Here is an 18111-nt window from a genome sequence, read left to right as displayed (position 1 = left end):
CTGAAGATACTGTACAATTCAGCGGTTTATAATAATTAGGGATAGGAAAGTGCGCTCAATTTCCAGTATTTTTACATTACTTTTCATTGTGTTAGCAATGCTGGGCACTGTTAAAGTCTACATCGGCGGCAACCTTAATTGGCTAATTCTGTTATTACTCCTTGGCGTTGCTACGGTAACCTCATTGACAAGTACTCAGAGTTCTCTCAAGGAATTACTTAGCACACGATTAAGCATCCTGAAACACTATAAATGGATGCTAGCCGGTTGGGTGCTGTTTATCGCAGGTATCTTTATCGCTGCCTTAATGAACGACGGTACAGGCTTATACACCGTAGTAAAATACCTGCTGTTCGTTATCGTCCTCTTGTCACTGCTGCTGATCTCGCCGTTGACGCCAGCGCTACTGGAAAAGGCGTTGAATGTTTCGCTGATCGTTTCCCTGCTCCCGCTGTTGGTTTTCGCCGTGTTGCGACAGACCGACTATTTGCTGGTACTCGGCGATGGCCGTATGGGGTGGTTAGCCAGTTGGCCGGGCGTTATCTGGAAAGCCGGCGCTTATGCATGGCCTTTCATTGCCTGGCGTTGTCTGAAAAACACCAGCTGGCGCAACCTGTTATTAGCCTTCTGCGCAATTTTGATTATGGCGCTCGACGGCAGCCGTACATCCATGCTTTGGATGGCGCTGGTCTGGTGCGCGCTGGCGGTGGTTGCCCTGTTCGCCAAAATCCCTGGCAGAGGCATTAAAGGCCATATCGTCCTTCTGCTTATCACTCTCTTTTCTTTCACCGTGCTGCAGCCAACGCTGGTGGGCTGGGTATGGGGCAAATATGACCCGCTGATCGTTGAATTAATGACCGAGAAGAAGGACGTTAATGAGCCGGCATCCAACGATACATCAGAGAGTAACGACAGTACGGCCGAAATCATCATGGATAACCTTGGTGATACGGTAAAAAAAGCACTCTCTACGCCAAAAGAGGATGCTACGGCGGATCGTCTGATCAAAGGCGATAACACTACCCGTTTGGAGATGATTCAGGCCGGTTGGCATAAAGCGGTTGTGACTTTCCCGTGGGGCGGAGGCTTTGGCGCAACTCGGGTGGCCGATAATGATGTCACCAGCGTGATACATATGACTTATGTACAGCTCCTGGCGGATGAGGGCGTGCTTTCCTTTATCGGTTACCTGTTGATTATTCTGGCTCCGCTGTGTGCCGGCCTAAAATTTGTTTTTGCAGCTCGTGAAACATTTATCGAGCGCTTTGAGCTGATGCTCGCTCCTCTCTCGGCCCTGGCCTTGTTTACCATGATGGGATGTTTCCACCCGTTAAGTAACGAGCTTACCGAATGGGGTATCGTACTGGTCGCGATGACGCTGGTTATGACTCATGTCACGCATCGCAAGTAATACGTTCTGGTTAATGCTGGCGCAAATCGGGGGATTGTTTATTCCCCTGATTGAGCTGCCCGTGTTGGCGCGGGCGCTTGGCCAACAAAGCTATGGCCAGGTGCTCTATGCCTTGGGCATCGCCTTGACCGCCTCCGTGTTCGTTGAGTTCGGTTTCAATTTCAGCGCAGCGCGCAGCCTGGTAAAAATAAAAGATCAACCGCGTCAAATCGCGCAACTGGTGACCAATGTCCTCACTGCCAAGCTGTTTCTCAGCCTGGTGGTGAGTATCGCTGTCGCCCTGCTGATGTTTTCTGGCGTTGGGGCCACCGCTATACCTTCGCACTGGCTACTGTGGATCTCTCTTTTCATCCTGGCCTTCGGCTTCACGCCTCTCTGGTATTATGTCGGCATTGAAAGGCTTATCTTCCCGGCATTGCTCGACCTGGCTTTACGCAGCACCGGGCTCCTGCTCACCGTCATACTGGTTGCCGCCCCGCAACATGCGCAACGCGTGTTAACCATTCAGGCAACCGTTGGAATCATTAATACATTAGTACCGACGCTATTAATGATCCGCAAGACAGGCCTTGCTCCGGTGAGCTTATCGGGAGCAAAACAGGTTATAAAGGAAAGCTGGGAGCTTTTCCTTTATAAAGGTGCGCAAAGCATCATGGGGTCGATAGCCTCTACCTTGCTGGGATTGTTAGGTGGCGCGCGCGCCGTCGGTGCTTTTGTACCGGCAGAAAAACTCGTGCGGGCTGCCAGCGGCCTGGCGGCACCGGTGCTGAATGCCGCGTTCCCCCATCTGGTAAAGGTACAGTCGGATTCCAAACATGCGGCCAAGAGAATTGTTGGTCTGACCCTTTTGGCTTTGGTGGCCATGACGCTTATTTTTGCCTTACTGACCGTCTGGCTGGCTCCTTGGGTAGTGAATATCGTCTTTGGTCCGGGCTATCAGGATGCCATTGAACTATTAAGAATTCTGGTGTGGATTGTCCCGCTACGAATCTGCAGTATGGCGCTCGCCATCCTCTGGTTTATCCCGATAGGCAAGGAGCGTGTTGCAAGTCGAGTCATGATGGTGAATATCATGATGATCTGCCTGCTGGCCTTCCTGTTAGTTCCGACGCTTGGCGGGCTGGGAATGACGATTGCGTTCCTGAGTGCAGAAATCACTATGTTCGTGCTACTGATGATATTCTTTATAAATAAAAACAAATAGTTAATTTAACATTTCCTCTGATAATGGGAGCCAGTTTGAGTCAGTTTAATCTGAGCGTAGTCATAACAACTTATAACCGTCCGGAGCTTGTCCAACGAGCGGTAGCGTCTGTCGCTCAGCAGCGTCGCGACGACTTCAACATTGAAATCATCGTTGTTGATGATGCATCACCGTGCCCTCTTCCCAAATTTATGGAAACGGACGTTGTCACCTACCGCATGCCGGTGAATGGCGGCCCGGGGCCGGCACGCATGCAGGGACTCAACCTGGCTCGCTCTACCTGGGTCTTAATGCTTGATGATGACGATACGCTAGAGCCGGATGCGGTTTCCCATCTGATGCCCCACTTGACCGCTCCTGAGTTGCAGCAGTACCCGGTTATGCAATTTGCTCGCACGAACGGCAAACTTTCCGGCGATGACCGCGTCATTACTTTCGATGACTATCTGGGCGGAAGCATCACCGGAGACTTCGCACCGATCTTTAATCGGCGTGTTTTTCTGCAGACAATGCTGAGTTATCCAAACAACCGGGCCGGGGGGGAACATATTCTCTGGTGGAGACTGGCGATGGATTACGGCATCCCGACCTTCTCTAAAATTTTGGTTACGCTCTATGATGATGCCCAGGAGCGGCTAACCCACTTCTCTTCGCAAATCAAGAAAGCCGCTGACCATCAGCAGCTCGCAGAAATCACGCTGGCCGAATTTGGCGCTCAGTTACAGACCGCCTACCCAACGGAGTATCAACGAGTATGTCTGGCCAGAATCACCTACAGCATGCTCAATAACCAGTGTCGTTCCGCACGCAGCTACTTAACAACGGCGCCGCTGGGAGAGAAAATGAAATCGGCGCTCTGGTTAGTCAGCTGGCTTCCGCAGCCGTTGATTAAAAAGCTATTTTTGTTTTACCGCCAACGGCAAGGATGAGAATGACATGCGTATAGATTACGTGATTACCGGTCTGGATATCGGCGGCGCAGAATTTCAGGTTGTCGCCCTGCTCGAGCGTTTGGTTCAGCGCAGGCACCAGGTCAGGCTGATTTCGATGACGCCGCCGCGCGCATTTACAGAACGCCTGGAATCAGCCGGCATTCCCGTACATTCATTGGATATGACCTCCGGATTACAACTGCCGCAGGCGCTTTGGCGGCTGAAAAAACTGCTGCGCCAGTCACCGCCGGATATCCTGCACGGCCATATGGTGCATGCCAATATCATCGCGCGTTTAGCACGTTTATTCATTCCCGGGCTGAACGTTATCAGCACTGCCCATAACACACGAGAAGGCGGTAAGCTGCGCGACTGGGCCTATCGGCTGACCAACCCTCTCAGCAGGCTGAATACCACCATCAGTGCAGCGGCAACTCGCCGCTTTACTGAGGAAAAAGTTTTCCCACGTCACAATACCCAAACCATTTTTAACGGTATTGACACGGAAAAATTTCATGCTGATGATGCGCCCCGCACGCCGGCAAAACCGTTCCGCTGGCTGGCCGTTGGCAGATTAATGGAACAAAAAGATTACCCCACCATGCTGACGGCGTTTAGTCTGTTGCCCGACAGCCGGTTACTGATTGCGGGGCAAGGGCCTTTATTACCTCAATTGCAAGAGCAGGTTAGCCAGTTAGGTTTGGAAAACCGCGTAGAATTTTTGGGGGTGCGTCATGATATCGACGAGTTGTACCGGCAGGTCGACGGGTTTGTCCTGTCTTCCGAGTGGGAAGGCTACGGACTGGTCGTAGCCGAAGCCATGGCGTCGCAGCTTCCCGTGGTTGTGACGGACAGCGGCGGACCTGGGGAAATTGTTGGCAGCGATGGTTCCGCAGGTCTCCTTGTTCCTATTAAAGATCCCCAGGCGCTGGCAAATGCTTTAGCAATGATTGAAGCAATGCCGCCAGCCAGCCGCTATGATATGGGTTGCAGGGCGAGAAAAAAGATTCAGGAAAACTTCTCTCTCAACCAGATAGTGACCCAGTGGGAAAACATTTACACAGAATTAAACAAAAAAAATAAATAATTCAGTGAGCTAGGTATAAGGTTTTAAATGAAAATCGTATTGATAGGCACCACAGCAAACTGCGTTGTCGGCTTCCGTGCCGATATGATCAAGTCTCTTCATCAGCAGGGGCATACGGTGTATGCATTAGCCCTGAATTATGATGCGACCACGCGCGCCCAGGTTAAAGCGTTAGGTGCAATCCCGGTAGATTATCGTTTCAGTCGTACTGGGTTGAACCCGGTACGTGATATTATTGACACCATTGCGCTGAGCAAACTCCTTAAAGAGCTCAATCCCGACCTTATCTTTTCCTATTTTTCCAAGCCTTGTATCTTCGGTACGCTGGCGGCATCACTGGCCGGCGTCAAAAAACGCTATGCGATGCTTGAAGGACTGGGCTATCTATTTACCGAAAAACCGGAAGGCGTCAGCCTGAAGGTAAAACTGCTGAAGAAAATCCAGATCGCGCTGTATCGCTTTGCCTTCCCTAAACTTGACGCATTGATCGTTTTAAATCCGGACGATCGCCATGATTTGATGGAAAAATCAGGCGTCAAAGTTAAAAAGGTGCATGTTTTAGGCGGGATCGGGCTAAATTTAGCAGACTATCCTTTTTCTGTGCCGCCCGTAGACCCCGTTTCCTTTATCTTCATTGCCCGCCTGTTAGTCGAAAAAGGCGTTTATGAATATGTAACCGCAGCAAAAAAAGTAAAGCAACGTTACCCTGACGTTCAATTTTACATGTTAGGCGCGGTGGATACGCATAACCCGGGCAGTCTCACGGAACAGCACCTGGCCCAACTGATCAAAGATGACGTAATTAATTACCCGGGCCATGTAAATGATGTCCCCTCATGGATAGCTAAAGCCAGCGTATTCGTACTGCCCTCTTACCGCGAAGGGTTGCCGCGCAGTACGCAAGAAGCAATGGCCATGGGACGCGCCGTACTCAGCAGCGATGTTCCCGGCTGCCGCCAAACGGTAGTACAAGGTGTGAACGGCTTTTTAGTCGAACGCTGGTCCTCTGATGCCTTGGTTGAGAAGATGATCAGCTTTATAGAAAACCCACAAAAGATTATTGAGATGGGCCAGGCCAGCTATCAGATCGCACAAAGTAATTTCGATGCTGAAAAGGTCAACTCGCGCTTACTGGAAATCCTGGACTTACGGTAGACATTCAAAGATTGAGAGACCTAAAAAAAGCCAGCAATGCTGGCTTTTTTAATCGCTGTTATTTTTTATAACCCTGAGGATTATTTTTTTGCCAATTCCAGGCGTCATGCATCATTTCATCAAGGTTGCGTTTGGCGCGCCAATCTAACTTTTCAGCAGCCAGTGCAGGGTCAGACCAACATTCGGCAATGTCGCCAGGGCGTCGAGGGACAATCTGGTAAGCTACTTTTCGTCCTGATGCCTCTTCAAATGCGGCAACCATTTCCAATACCGAATAGCCCTTCCCCGTGCCTAAATTGTATACGGTGAACCCTTCGGTAATATGGTCGATAGCCTTGAGATGCCCCTCGGCCAGATCCATAACATGAATATAATCACGTACGCCAGTTCCGTCTGCGGTGGGGTAGTCATCACCAAAGACAGACAGTTGCTCCAATTTGCCAATGGCGACCTGAGCAATATAAGGTAAAAGATTATTGGGGATCCCGTTAGGATCTTCGCCAATCATGCCAGACTTATGGGCGCCGACAGGGTTGAAATAGCGCAATGCCGTGATCGCGAACTGAGGCTCTGCTGCGGCGAAATCTTGCAGGATCTGTTCAACCATCAGTTTCGACGTGCCGTATGGGTTAGTTGTCCCCCCCACGCGCGAGGTCTCGACCAGAGGAGTGTGTTCAGGGGTACCGTACACCGTTGCCGAGGAGCTGAAAATAAACTGGCGTACGCCGGCGTCTCGCATCGCCTGCAGCAGCACCAAAGTGCCGGCGACGTTGTTCTGATAGTACTCCAACGGTTTGCGCGTCGACTCGCCGACGGCTTTCAGACCGGCGAAATGGATAACGGAGGTGATTTGATGGGCATCGAAGATACGTTTGAGGCACTGTTCATCAAGAATATCACCTTGATAGAACACAGCGCTCTTGCCGGTCAGTTGTTCGACACGATGTAATGACTCTTCTGAAGAATTGGACAGATTGTCTAGAACAACAACCTCCTCCCCCCGCTCAAGCAGTGCCAAAACCGTGTGCGAACCAATGTAACCTGCACCGCCGGTAACCAAAATCGCCATAATCGCTCCTTAATATGCGCTGCTCAACAACGCCAAACTATAGGTGTACGGCTGCTACTTTACACCCGATAAACTCTTTTAACAGCAAACCACATTTGAAATCGGTCATTACTATAACCTTTTATACCGTGCCCCGGGAAAGTTTTCAGATAAGACCGAATGACCAGCTCAGGGTTCACCTGGCCATTCGGATAGAGATTAGGACTGGTAGGTAAAGTACTGCGCAATGCGCTTGATATCTTTCTCATCGAAGGTGCCAGAATCGCTCAGCAGCGAAATCCAGGACTTGATGTAGGTATATTTTGCCGAGGCGAGATCGCGCTGGGCGGAGTACAGCTGCTGTTCGGCGTTCAGAACGTCAACGTTGACGCGCTGCCCGGCCAGAACGCTTTTGCGCGTGGCTTCAACCTGCGTGGTGGCCGACTTCACCGCCAGCTCGTAGGCCGCCAGCTTCGCGCGGCTGCTGATACACAGATTATATTGCTTACGCAAATCATTAAGCGTTGTCCCCACCTGCGCATCCATCTCATACATCGCCTGCCCATAGCGGGCCGCCGCCTGACGCGTCGAGGCCGCAACCCCGCCGCCGGAGTAAAGCGACATGCTGACGCGCAGGCCGATACTGTCAGTGCGGTATTTTTGGTTAATGGTGTTATCGCTGCTGGAGTCATTTTCTGAATGCGATGCATACAGCTGCACCTGCGGCATAAAGCCGGCTCGGTTCCGCTCCACGTCATACTTGGCCGCATCGACGCCATGACGTGAGGCTGCCAGCTCGGGATTATTCTTCAGCGCCAGCTTCTGCCAGTCCTCAAACTTTGACGGGCTAAGAGGAACCACGTTGAACTTGCCGGGTTTGAGAATCTGCAGGCCGTCCAGCTGTTCCAACGGTACGCCGATAATCACTTCCAAATCCCGCTGGGCGGAGTCCAACGCATCGCGCGCTTCAATCTCCTGCGCCACCGCCAGGCTATAACGCGCCTGGGTTTCAGACAGGTCGGTTACCGTGCCCTCCCCGGCGGCAAGCAGGCGATCGTTTAACGCTAGCTGTTCCTGATAAGCATTCTTCTGCGCCACCGCCAACGCAATCTGATCCTTGGCGTACGCCACTTCCACATACGCCGAGATAACCCTGACCGCCAGATCGAACAGCTTGCCGCGGTAGCGTTCATCCGACACCAACGTCTGCGCAATGCCGGCCTTGTAGCGCGCGTAGGCCTCATAGTCGAACAACGCCTGCGTCAGGGTAACCGAGCCGGCATAACTGCGGTACTGCTGACGTTTGGTCACATCTGACACCCGGCCAAAAAGATCTGACTGCTGATACTTCTGCGTCTGCCAGTTACGCGGCGCATTTTGATAGCTCAACGACACCTGCGGCAGCAGCCCGGCCCGGCCGATCTTTTCGTTCTCGTCTCCGGCCTGTTTCTCCTTCAATGCCGCCTGATAGGTTGGGTCCTTCTCAAGCGCTAACGCATAGGCGTCTAATATTCCCAATGCATGGGCTGGCGCAGACATCGCCAGTAATAAGGGGCCGGCCGCCAGGCCGACCGCCTTCCATGGAAATCGAATCAAAATTATTCCTCAGTCAATGAAGTATGAGCGCGATCCAAAATAGGTTTGAACAGATAGCTCAACAGAGAGCGAGACCCCGTTTTCACAAACACTTCTACCGGCATACCAGGCCTGATTTCTTCGGTGTTCAGCAGCTTCATGCCTTCCGGCGTCACCGTTGCCTGCATCTGGTAGTAAGGTTCGCCATTGGCTTTATCCACCAGACGGTCAGCGGAAATCAGCGTCACCGTGCCGGGAATTTTCGGCGTTTTATTTTGATTAAATGCCGTGAACATCAGGTCAACCGGCAGGCCGTTATACACTTTATCGATCAGATCCACCTTCAAACGGGCATCAACAACCAGCGTCGCCTGGCTGGGCACCACATCCAGCAGATGATCGCCCGCCGCCACAACGCCGCCCTGGGTGAAAATATTCAGCCCCACAACGGTGCCCGTTACCGGCGCGGTGATCTCGGTGTTGCCCAGATCGAAGTCCGCCATCTGCAGCTTGTTGCGATATTCGCTGGTATCCATCTGTGACTGCGCCAGCTGTGTTCTGACTTCCCGCTGATAATCGGCCCGACGCTGGTCAATTTTCTGCTGCGACTCCAGCAGCTGCTTTTCCAACTGGCCAATGCGCCCCAACGTTTCATCAATACCGCCGTTCACTTCGGCAAACTGGCGTTGAATTTCCAGATAGCGGTTACGCGGTAAATAACCATCGGCCGCCAGCGACTTCATGCTGTTCATCTGTTCGCGCAGGGTGGAAAGCTGAATTCGCTTATTGACCAGCGAATCCTTCGAACCTTTCAGTTGGAAGCGAATGCCGTCCATCGACTGCTTATACCCGTCGATTTCGCTTTTCAGCCCCTGACGGCGGGAGGTGAACAGCTGCTGCTGCAATGCCAGAATCTCGGCCACCCGCGGATCGTTTTGCACCGCCTTCAGTACCGGCGAGAAGGCGACGTTCTCATGACCATCCCGTTCGGCCAGCAGTCGCCCTACCGACGCCAACGTGGTGTAATATTGATCGCGTAAGGAGTCGACCTGCGCCTGCGCCTGCGTCTGGCTGAGTTTCACCAGCACCTGACCGGCTTTGACCTTCTCCCCTTCACTCACCAGAATATTTTTAATGATGCCGCTGGCCGGTGCCTGTACTGTTTTACGGTTGCCGGAAACGATCACCGACCCGGAAGAAGCCACCCCTTTATCCAGCGGCGCCAATGCTGCCCAGGCTAAAAAACCCACCACCCCAATCAGAATGACCAGCCACCCCATACGGGTGTAGCGCTGTTCATCCAGGGGAAGCAGGCCGTTAGGCGCCCTCCCTGCCTCATTTATTTGCGTAGACATTACCACTCCTTCAAACGCATCCGGCCGCTGCCGGCATGCACACCAATTTTAATGAGTTTGCGTTTTTGCCGTATTTTCTTGCTCAAGTTCGCCGTTAACCGCCTGGACGTTCTGCTGCACCGGTGATTTTTGCGCCTGCGAAATCGCCTGGATCACCTGCTGGGTGCCGCCAAAGGCATTAACCTGACCGTTGGTCAGCAGCAGCAATTTATTGGTCATTGAGAGCAAATTGGTACGGTGGGTAATTAACACTACGGTGGTTTTACGCTGATGCAGCGTCTGAATGGCATGGTTAAGCGCACGTTCCCCCACATCATCCAGGTTGGAGTTCGGCTCATCGAGCACCACAAGCGACGGTTCGCCATACAGCGCACGCGCCAGACCGATCCTCTGCTTCTGGCCGCCGGACAGTCCTGCACCGCCATTACCAATGATGGAATCGTAGCCTTTCGGGAAACGCAGAATCATGTCGTGTACGCCGGCCAGTTTGGCCGCCTCCAGGACTTTCTCTGCATCCACCTCATTAAAGCGGGCAATATTTTCAGCAATGGTGCCGGCAAACAGCTCAATATCCTGCGGCAGATAGCCAATGTGCGGCCCCAGTTCATCTTTGTTCCACTGGTAAATATCCGCGCCGTCAAGCCGTACAATGCCGGAAGAGACCGGCCAGATACCGACCAACAAGCGCGCCAGCGTCGATTTTCCGGAGGCGCTCGGCCCGATAATGCCCAACACATCCCCCGCCTGCAGCGCAAAGCTCACGTTATGCAACACGGCAGGCACCTGCGACCCCGGAGGCGCAGCGGTGACATTCTCGACAGACAGCTCACCAACCGGACGCGGCAATGACATCCCCTCGCCGCGTTGCGGGTGGGCGTCCAGTAGTTGCACCAGACGGTTATAGGAAAGCTTGGCCGAGCTGTAACTTTTCCAGACGTTAATCACCTGTTCAATCGGCGCCAGCGTCCGCCCCATCAGAATGGAGCCGGCAATCATCATGCCGGGCGTAATATGCCCGTCAATCGCCAACCAGCCGCCCAGCCCCAGCACCAGAGACTGCAGGGAGAGACGCACAAACTTGGTGATCGACGTCACCCGCGCCGAACGCTCGCTGGCGATACGCTGATTATTCAGAAAACGCTGATGCAGGCCGAACCAGCGACGCTTCAGATTCGGCAACATCCCGAGCGCTTCAATCACCTCAGCGTTACGTAAATTGGTACTCGCCAGATTGCCGGACATGATCGACAACTTGCTGGCCTCCCCCAACGGCTTGCGGGACAGCACTTCGTTCATGATGGCAAGCGCAATCAGCAACAGCGAGCCAACCAGCGCAAATAAACCCAACCATGGATTAAACAGGAAAATGACGAGGAGGTAGATGGGGAACCAAGGGGCATCAAAGAAGGCGAAGAGCGCGCTGCCGGTAAGAAATTGCCGTAAGGTGGTTAAATCATTCAGCATTTGCCCGGCATCCGAGGAGCCATTTTTCAGATTAGACTCAAACGCTGCGGTATAAATTCGCGTATTCAGCTGCATGTCCAACTGGCTGCCGATACGTATGACCACCATGCTGCGCACGTACTCCAGTAATGCCATTACGCCAAACATGGATAACATAATCAGCGTCAGCATTAACAACGTAATTTCGTTACGGGAAGGCAACGCACGGTCATAGACCTGCAGCATATAGATCGAAGGCACCAACATCAGTAAGTTGATTAATGCCGTGAATATGCCAATGGTCCAGAACACCTTGCTACGCGCACGTATTACAGCAGCTATCTCATTATAGGGTAACGTTGGGGTCACACTAATCCCTCTTACAAACTACGGTTATGGTTGGTAGTTTAACTGACGGCACTACGTGACCCGGTTATCAAATAACCAGGCAACGCAGTGTACAAGAACTGAGATTAACTATGGTAGAGGGTTCGGGATATGGCAAGGTTTCGGGGAGGAAAAATTTTAAAAATAAAGATTTACACCTTAATGATTGGTACCAAAGGTAAAACTGGCGAATAAAAAAACACTTTCCATATGTTTTATCCGGAAAAAGAATAAAAAATAGGCAGAGTAAAAACTCTGCCTATCAAGGACTAACAATAAAAAAAACTATTTTCGCAAGCTATGAAAGAAAATAAAACCATATGGTTTATTTGTCATTAGGCATCGGAGCATAACTCGCCGCCATCTGTGGCAGGTTTGAAGAGAAGTATTGCCCTTTCACCGTTTTCCAATCAGGTTTTTCATTGGTGTAAATGGCTATCGGTTTATCATCCAGACTGATGCCTTTCGATATATCCCCTTTCTTCTCAGTGTCAAGGTTCCAGTGTTCAATCGTGACGTCGCCTTTAATACCCGCAACGGTTACCGGCTGTACCTTCGCATGCTTCGGTGGATTCTTCCACATCAAGATGGTGTATTTTTTGTCAGTATCGTTACGGTTCGATTGCAGAACGTAAGCTTCAACGTCTGGCGCCGGATTAGCCATATATAGCAAATGCTTGCCTTTCATGGCGTCAACGGCCATCGCATAGGCCAACAGGCGGATCTTCGGCTGCCAGTTGTCATCAAACAGGCCAAAATAATAAAGTTTATTGTTGATATAGCGATCTTTAGCCAGGAAGTAATCAACGCGCTTCATATCGTAGACATAAAAACCGCGGGCGAACAGTTTAATCAAATCATAAGGATTTGACTGATAGCGTCCGGACGAGTTGGTATCAAGCTGCTCCGTATCTAATAATGGCTTGCCTTTTACGCCATACTTCGCCATAACGGAACGCATATATCCCGGCAAATCATCCGCACCAAACACAAAGTGGTGCATTGAATAAGCATCTGCGTACTTATCGATGCCTAATTTAAAGCTTTCATCAATAAAGCGCCGGCCGCCGCTCAAACCACCTTTGATCGGTGAACGCGAATATGTTGCCGCAAACGCCACGGTTTTAATATCTTGTCCGGACTTCTGTATCTGCTCCTTGAGCATTTTCATCTCTTTGACATACATACCCGGCGTCGATTTCATCCACCATATGCTTGGCGCGTCAACTTCATTACCTAACTCGGCATATTTAACGTTATAGCCCGCTAAATGCTTTAACGTCACATCGAGGTAATTTCTGTATTTCCCATAATATTTCGGATCTACGCCGGATAGTTTATTATGAGCAACCGTAAACTGGGCCGGAGGGTAGCCAAACAGGAATAAATGGCTCATGCCATACTTTTTCGCCATTTTGAGCTGAAAATCCACCTCGGTAAAATTGGTGGGGTTGCCGTTTTTATCCGCCACCCGATGCCAGGCGGTCTCGGCGCTGCGCAAGCTGTTCACGCCGACGCGCGATAACAGTTCATACGCCTTTTCAATTTTTGCCCGATCGCCGGTTGACTTTACCGCCGGAATCTCCATCCCGTGCAGACCGAAATCTACACCATCATCCGCAGAAGCCTGGGAGAGCTTACGTTTCATCAATTTGTCGTAAACATACTTCGATGAATTATCGCTCAAATCCTCGCGGGTTTTCTTCATTTCCGAGTAATACATCGCCGTATCCGGCGCTGCATAGGCAGACGCCGAGGTCAGTGCAATACATAGACAGGACAAACTCAGCACGTTCCTACCTGCAGTGGGGTACAATCTCATATCACCTCTCCGAAAATTTGTTTACCGTAATCACAGCACTCCCCCAAAGGTCTATCACGTTGAAAATGTCCATATCTCAAATGGCCCCGACAGTAAAACTTTAACCGGGGCCACTCCGTTCCGTATTTAAGCGTAGATAATTCTATTTATTCGGCGTTTGACGAACGATGTCAGCTTATAGAGACGCGGACAGTTATCCGCTAACGTCACGGCCAACGACGTGTTCCGCTTTTTCAATTCATTAAACTGTTTTGCAACATCGGCGCTCAACGTCACCTTATCATTTTTGACAATGTTAAGAATCGAGATAATGTTGATGGAAATCCGATCGCTGAGATGTTTGCGGTTTTTGGCATCGCCTGCATTGTCCCGTAACTGTTCCAGCGCGTTAATTCCCGCAATATACCCAACGACGTTACGCTCACCGCGGTTGGTTTGCATAATCGACCCGGCGCGAACCCTGCGTTTGAACAAGATAGCGCGGGAAACGGCAATCTTTCCGGCCTTAAAGAATAGGCGCGGTGTAAACTCTTCATCCTCATGGATGATCGGTTTAAACCAAATGTTATTCTCCGTAATCAGCGCTGAGCGGAAAATGTACATCCAGGCATTCGGATAGAAAGAGCCATAGCCGGACATGGTATTAAACGCCGAAATCGCATCAGGGAATACTCTGTCCATTTTCCGGTTATAAAATGGCAACGGTTGCTGCACCGTTGGCTCAGAGTCGAAAAATGAATTGGCCGAGAAGCAGAAAATATCCAGATCGGGATGGCGGCGATAGGTATTTAAAAAGGTTTCCAACAGCGTTGGCACCGCAACATCATCCGAATCAAAATAATAGGTGAACTCCCCGGTAACATGGCGACTCCCTTCATTACGTGCCTCGCCCAGCCCATGGTTAGTGGTATGAACAATTTTTACGTTATCAAGGTGACCGTACAGTTCATCCAACAGCTCACCCGAGCCGTCGGTCGCACCATCATCAATAATGATCACTTCGTACGGCGCGACGGTTTGCGCCAGGATGGAGTCCACCGCTTCCTGCACGTATTTTTTGACGTTATATACCGGTATAACGACGGAGATTTTAACCAGTTCGTTCGCTACTGTCATAATTTAACCAACTCACAGCCAGGCACGCCTTTGGTCCAGGATTCATAGTACCCCGAGTTTTTGCCGTAGGAGTTATCAATCAGCTGAGTATTCATCTTCAACAGGCAGCACAGGATATGGCCGTGCATACGTGAGGTAATCACCGAATCATGCGACATAAAACGTTGATTAACGCGGTCCACCAACTTATCGGTATATTGATACCACATGCTGTTGGTCGGGAATAAATTGCCCGGGATCTTGCGGTTCAACTTTTCAAACAGGTGCATAAACTTCATAAAGCGACGATCGGCATCGGTGCAGATATCATGCCAGTCGACAAAATTGTTAGGATCGGCTTCTGCGCCCAGCGCGGACAGATCCGTTTTTTCAATATCGCGACGGATCATCCACATCGCCTTTTGCTTGATATCACCGCTTTTCTGCTGCGGGAAAACGTTCCACAGCGATTGCGCCATATCCGGGCAAAGGAAGACGTTGTCACAAAAATGCTCTTTCAGAATCGCTTCGCTGTTGGTATCGCGACAGAAGATGGTCAGGTTCGGATGCTGTTTAAAGATTGCGCCGGACTTAAGCAGATTAGCGTTGTCTTTAAAGTGGACGGTCTGCGGCAAGATCACCACCTGATTGTTCTGGTACTTTTTCACCACGGCTTCACGCAACCGCTGATGGGCTGGGTAAAGATCGCCAAAGTTACCGCCGCCGTGCAGCACAATCACCACATGTTCAGGAATCGAGTCGGTTTTCTCGACAAAATTCATGCTGGTATGGTCAGAGTGGCGCGTGATGACCTTATAGTCATTTTCCTTGAAGAACTGTTCTGCGCCCTTAAGGATTAATAAGTCACCAACGTTCAAATGCAATGGATAGTCTAGATAAATAATTTCGCTACCGCGAGGAACCACCTTCTCAATAACAGACAAATTGTCTTTCAAAACTTGCATTCTTTCCATCTTTAGCATTCCACTCTAAATATTTTACGTAATTTTTCGCTTTTGATCAGTTGTAACTTCACCTCATTAATTAGCGGTGCTTTACTGAAATAAATGACCATAGCAAAAGCAAAAAGACCAAACACTATTTGCGAAAATAACGTTACAACCGTTGATACTGTCTCAGGCATAAAGTAGCCAATACACCAACTTACCACCACCGTGGGTATGGTTAATTTAAACGGCAACCATAAACTATTAATATATTGGCGATAACTTTCTCCAAGCACTGGTTTTATCAGGATAAAATAACTCAGGTAGGTATTGATGGCCTGCACGGTCAGGAATGCCAAGGCAACGCCAATCGCCCCGCCGAGCTTAACGCCAAGCATCATACTAGGAATAAACAGTAACGTTTTAAAGACGTTAAACTTAAAACTGATATCAACACGGGCCTTCGCCATCAGCAATGAACCAATCGGGTTGCCAATAGAGCGCAACAGGCCAACAATGCACAGAATTTGCAATATCGGCGTAATAAACTCCCAACGCTCGCCGAAGACAAACAGTACAAAATTATGTGAAACCACCATCAATCCCAGCAGCGCGGGGAAATTAATAATCCCAACAAGGGAAAGTAATTTATAGAATGAGTCCTTAAGTTTGGCACTATCATCCTGAATCTTGGCAAACGCTGGAAACAATACCCGCGTGATGATCGGGTTCAGCTTGGTTGGCGGCATAACGGCGACGTTATAGGCCAAATTATAGCCACCGGTAACGATCGTTCCCAGACTCCGTGCAAGAATAGCCGTCGACACGTTGGTATTAATAAAGTTTACCAAACTGTCCGCGGTTAAATAGGCGCCGAATTTAACGTTGGACCTAATCTCAGAAAACGCGAAACGCAGGCTGGGGCGATAAATTTTTCTCCCGGCATAGGCGAACAGCAAGGTTCTGACGGAGGCATTAATCAAATAACCGTAAATCGCCACGATAGCGAATGGGTAAACGGTGGCAAGCGCCAGTGTCGCCACAAAACCCAGTAGATAAGAGAACGACTCGATTTTACCGATACTGGCAAAGTTAAGCTCTTTTTGCATCAGCGCACGGAACTGCTGCCCGTGGGGAATCAGCAAAAAGGCGACGGAGATGAGTTGTACCAATGGCTCCAGACCAGGCGCATGCAGTGCATTGGCAATCACGCCGCTCAGGAGAAATGTCGCAGCGCTGACCGTAAAACCGATGCCCACATTTAACCAATACAGCGTGGTAAGCTGGGTATTGGTAATGTCTTTTTTCTGAACGATTGAGTTAGAGATTCCGAAATCGGAAATCGTATCAGCCAAAGCAATAACAACCATCGCGATGGTTAATAAACCAAACTCGCTGCGGTCAATCATTCGCGACAACAATGTCATCTGCAAAAAGCTCAGACCGATAATGATTACCGTTGAAATGGCGGACCACTTAGCCCCTCGGACCGTTTTCTCGCGTAGACTCATAGTGATTTTATGACCTGTAATATTCCCATCTTGAATTTACGCTAAACGTAAATTCAAGACCGATTTCCTTGCGATTATTTTCAATAAATAATCTTGGCATAAACAAAATAGCCCTTGTCATGGATATGCATGGTCATATCACAGCTAGCGCGCCAAGCATTAGCTGCCAAGGTTATCAAACATGATATCAATGGATTTATTTATTTTTTCTCAACAAATTTGACCCAGGCTAGCTTGGTCAATGCATACGGCAACGCCCGCCATTTATAACGCCAGGCGACGTCAACATCATTAATGGCCGAATGCCAACGCGCCCAATAAGGCACATCCTTACGTTCGCCGTTCCATCCGCGGCAGTGATACGCCGTCACATCGTTATAAACAGACACGCCCCATCCCTGCCGCTTCAAACGCAGAGACAGTTCAATATCTTCTTTATACATGTAGTAGGAGCTTTCAAAACCAACCTTGCCCTGCTTATCACGGCACTGCAGCAAAGCCGGCACGCGCAGCAGCATAAATGCGCCGCACACCGCGTCAACCGCCGTAGGTTGTTTATCCAGCGTCGATACCGGCTGGTTGGCATCGATGTCATACCAGCGTCCAACCGGGCTGCAGGCAATCCCTACGGAGTCAAAAATTGGCAGCGGCTTTTTCTCATCGATATTAAAACGGATCAGGGGCACGGAAAATAATCCCACCTTTTCCTGCTCTTTCGTCGCGGCAAAGGATAACAGGCGATCCAGGTTTGTCCCTTCAATATGGGCATCAGGATTAAGCAGCAGTACCCAGTCATAAGAGGCGGCATCGAACATGGCCTGGTTGTTACCGGCCACAAAACCCACATTGTTGGTTTTCACCACATCCAACCGGTGCTTACTCTGTATTGCATCCAGATAATCGCTGTTCGTTGAACCTGAATCAATAATTCTAACGACGATGTCATTTTGTGATGACTCTAACCCGTCCAGCACCCACTGAATATGTTTTTGGCTGTTGTAGGTGACGATCACCACCAAACATTTCTGCGACATTTTTACACCTTAAAACTTAGATTATATTTTTCAGAGCAAGGATGACATCATGAGATAAATCCGCACGGCGTTAAGCCTCATCCGCACTGGCCAAATCCATTTTGA

General features: G+C 50.1%; 14 protein-coding genes. 5 read left to right on the top strand and 9 right to left on the bottom strand.

Features of this window, described 5'->3' with window-relative positions:
* Positions 1 to 49 precede the first annotated feature (49 nt).
* The 5 genes from D781_RS07280 to D781_RS07260 are packed head-to-tail and all read left to right on the top strand — an operon-like array spanning position 50 to position 5789.
* Positions 50 to 1411: a hypothetical protein gene (locus D781_RS07280; protein WP_232238918.1), complete on the top strand. Its 1362-nt coding sequence runs from the start codon at positions 50 to 52 to the stop codon at positions 1409 to 1411.
* The gene (locus tag D781_RS07275; protein ID WP_015671666.1) at positions 1392 to 2615 is read left to right on the top strand and encodes an oligosaccharide flippase family protein; all 1224 of its coding nucleotides are present in this window, start codon (positions 1392 to 1394) and stop codon (positions 2613 to 2615) included. The genes D781_RS07280 and D781_RS07275 overlap by 20 nt, the downstream gene beginning before the upstream one ends.
* Positions 2616 to 2650: 35 nt before the next feature.
* Positions 2651 to 3544 carry a glycosyltransferase family 2 protein gene (locus D781_RS07270; protein ID WP_015671665.1) on the top strand — a complete coding sequence of 298 codons (894 nt, stop codon included), beginning with the start codon at positions 2651 to 2653 and terminating at the stop codon, positions 3542 to 3544.
* A gap of 7 nt (positions 3545 to 3551) precedes the next feature.
* Positions 3552 to 4634 carry a glycosyltransferase gene (locus D781_RS07265; RefSeq protein WP_015671664.1) on the top strand — a complete coding sequence of 361 codons (1083 nt, stop codon included), beginning with the start codon at positions 3552 to 3554 and terminating at the stop codon, positions 4632 to 4634.
* A 27-nt stretch (positions 4635 to 4661) separates the two neighbouring features.
* Positions 4662 to 5789, top strand: coding sequence for a glycosyltransferase family 4 protein (locus D781_RS07260; RefSeq protein ID WP_015671663.1), 1128 nt, complete (start codon positions 4662 to 4664; stop codon positions 5787 to 5789).
* A gap of 58 nt (positions 5790 to 5847) precedes the next feature.
* On the opposite strand, the gene galE is transcribed toward D781_RS07260, so the two are convergent.
* The 9 genes from galE to D781_RS07215 all read right to left on the bottom strand — a co-directional run bounded on the left by galE (position 5848) and on the right by D781_RS07215 (position 18006).
* Positions 5848 to 6858 (bottom strand): UDP-glucose 4-epimerase GalE, encoded by a 1011-nt coding sequence (gene galE, locus D781_RS07255; protein ID WP_015671662.1) that lies wholly within the window; start codon positions 6856 to 6858, stop codon positions 5848 to 5850.
* 198 nt (positions 6859 to 7056) lie between these two features.
* Positions 7057 to 8376 carry a TolC family outer membrane protein gene (locus D781_RS07250; RefSeq protein WP_102024959.1) on the bottom strand — a complete coding sequence of 440 codons (1320 nt, stop codon included), beginning with the start codon at positions 8374 to 8376 and terminating at the stop codon, positions 7057 to 7059.
* 59 nt (positions 8377 to 8435) lie between these two features.
* Positions 8436 to 9767: an HlyD family type I secretion periplasmic adaptor subunit gene (locus D781_RS07245; RefSeq protein WP_015671660.1), complete on the bottom strand. Its 1332-nt coding sequence runs from the start codon at positions 9765 to 9767 to the stop codon at positions 8436 to 8438.
* Between the two features lie 48 nt (positions 9768 to 9815).
* Positions 9816 to 11579 carry a type I secretion system permease/ATPase gene (locus D781_RS07240; protein ID WP_015671659.1) on the bottom strand — a complete coding sequence of 588 codons (1764 nt, stop codon included), beginning with the start codon at positions 11577 to 11579 and terminating at the stop codon, positions 9816 to 9818.
* Positions 11580 to 11922: 343 nt separating this feature from the next.
* Positions 11923 to 13389: a hypothetical protein gene (locus tag D781_RS07235; RefSeq protein WP_124014435.1), complete on the bottom strand. Its 1467-nt coding sequence runs from the start codon at positions 13387 to 13389 to the stop codon at positions 11923 to 11925.
* Between the two features lie 156 nt (positions 13390 to 13545).
* Positions 13546 to 14535, bottom strand: a complete 990-nt coding sequence (locus D781_RS07230) for a glycosyltransferase (RefSeq protein WP_015671657.1) — start codon at positions 14533 to 14535, stop codon at positions 13546 to 13548.
* Positions 14532 to 15488: a polysaccharide pyruvyl transferase family protein gene (locus tag D781_RS07225; RefSeq protein WP_015671656.1), complete on the bottom strand. Its 957-nt coding sequence runs from the start codon at positions 15486 to 15488 to the stop codon at positions 14532 to 14534. Before D781_RS07225 ends, D781_RS07230 begins: the two co-directional genes overlap by 4 nt.
* 2 nt (positions 15489 to 15490) lie before the next feature.
* Complete coding sequence (locus D781_RS07220; protein ID WP_015671655.1) at positions 15491 to 16972, bottom strand: MOP flippase family protein; 1482 nt, start codon at positions 16970 to 16972, stop codon at positions 15491 to 15493.
* A gap of 200 nt (positions 16973 to 17172) precedes the next feature.
* Positions 17173 to 18006, bottom strand: coding sequence for a glycosyltransferase (locus tag D781_RS07215; RefSeq protein ID WP_015671654.1), 834 nt, complete (start codon positions 18004 to 18006; stop codon positions 17173 to 17175).
* Between the last annotated feature and the right edge of the window lie 105 nt (positions 18007 to 18111).

Origin of the sequence: Serratia sp. FGI94 (assembly GCF_000330865.1) — a bacterium.
Lineage (GTDB): Bacteria > Pseudomonadota > Gammaproteobacteria > Enterobacterales > Enterobacteriaceae > Serratia_B > Serratia_B rubidaea.
This window is presented reverse-complemented; position numbering and strand designations above follow the sequence as displayed.

Bases quoted from the DNA above. Each gene is read 5' to 3' on its own strand.
- D781_RS07275 (WP_015671666.1), top strand. From the start codon at position 1,392: ATGTCACGCATCGCAAGTAATACGTTCTGGTTAATGCTGGCGCAAATC.
- D781_RS07265 (WP_015671664.1), top strand. From the start codon at position 3,552: ATGCGTATAGATTACGTGATTACCGGTCTGGATATCGGCGGCGCAGAA.
- D781_RS07260 (WP_015671663.1), top strand. From the start codon at position 4,662: ATGAAAATCGTATTGATAGGCACCACAGCAAACTGCGTTGTCGGCTTC.
- galE (WP_015671662.1), bottom strand. From the start codon at position 6,858: ATGGCGATTTTGGTTACCGGCGGTGCAGGTTACATTGGTTCGCACACG.
- D781_RS07250 (WP_102024959.1), bottom strand. From the start codon at position 8,376: ATGTCTGCGCCAGCCCATGCATTGGGAATATTAGACGCCTATGCGTTA.
- D781_RS07245 (WP_015671660.1), bottom strand. From the start codon at position 9,767: ATGTCTACGCAAATAAATGAGGCAGGGAGGGCGCCTAACGGCCTGCTT.
- D781_RS07230 (WP_015671657.1), bottom strand. From the start codon at position 14,535: ATGACAGTAGCGAACGAACTGGTTAAAATCTCCGTCGTTATACCGGTA.
- D781_RS07225 (WP_015671656.1), bottom strand. From the start codon at position 15,488: ATGGAAAGAATGCAAGTTTTGAAAGACAATTTGTCTGTTATTGAGAAG.
- D781_RS07220 (WP_015671655.1), bottom strand. From the start codon at position 16,972: ATGAGTCTACGCGAGAAAACGGTCCGAGGGGCTAAGTGGTCCGCCATT.
- D781_RS07215 (WP_015671654.1), bottom strand. From the start codon at position 18,006: ATGTCGCAGAAATGTTTGGTGGTGATCGTCACCTACAACAGCCAAAAA.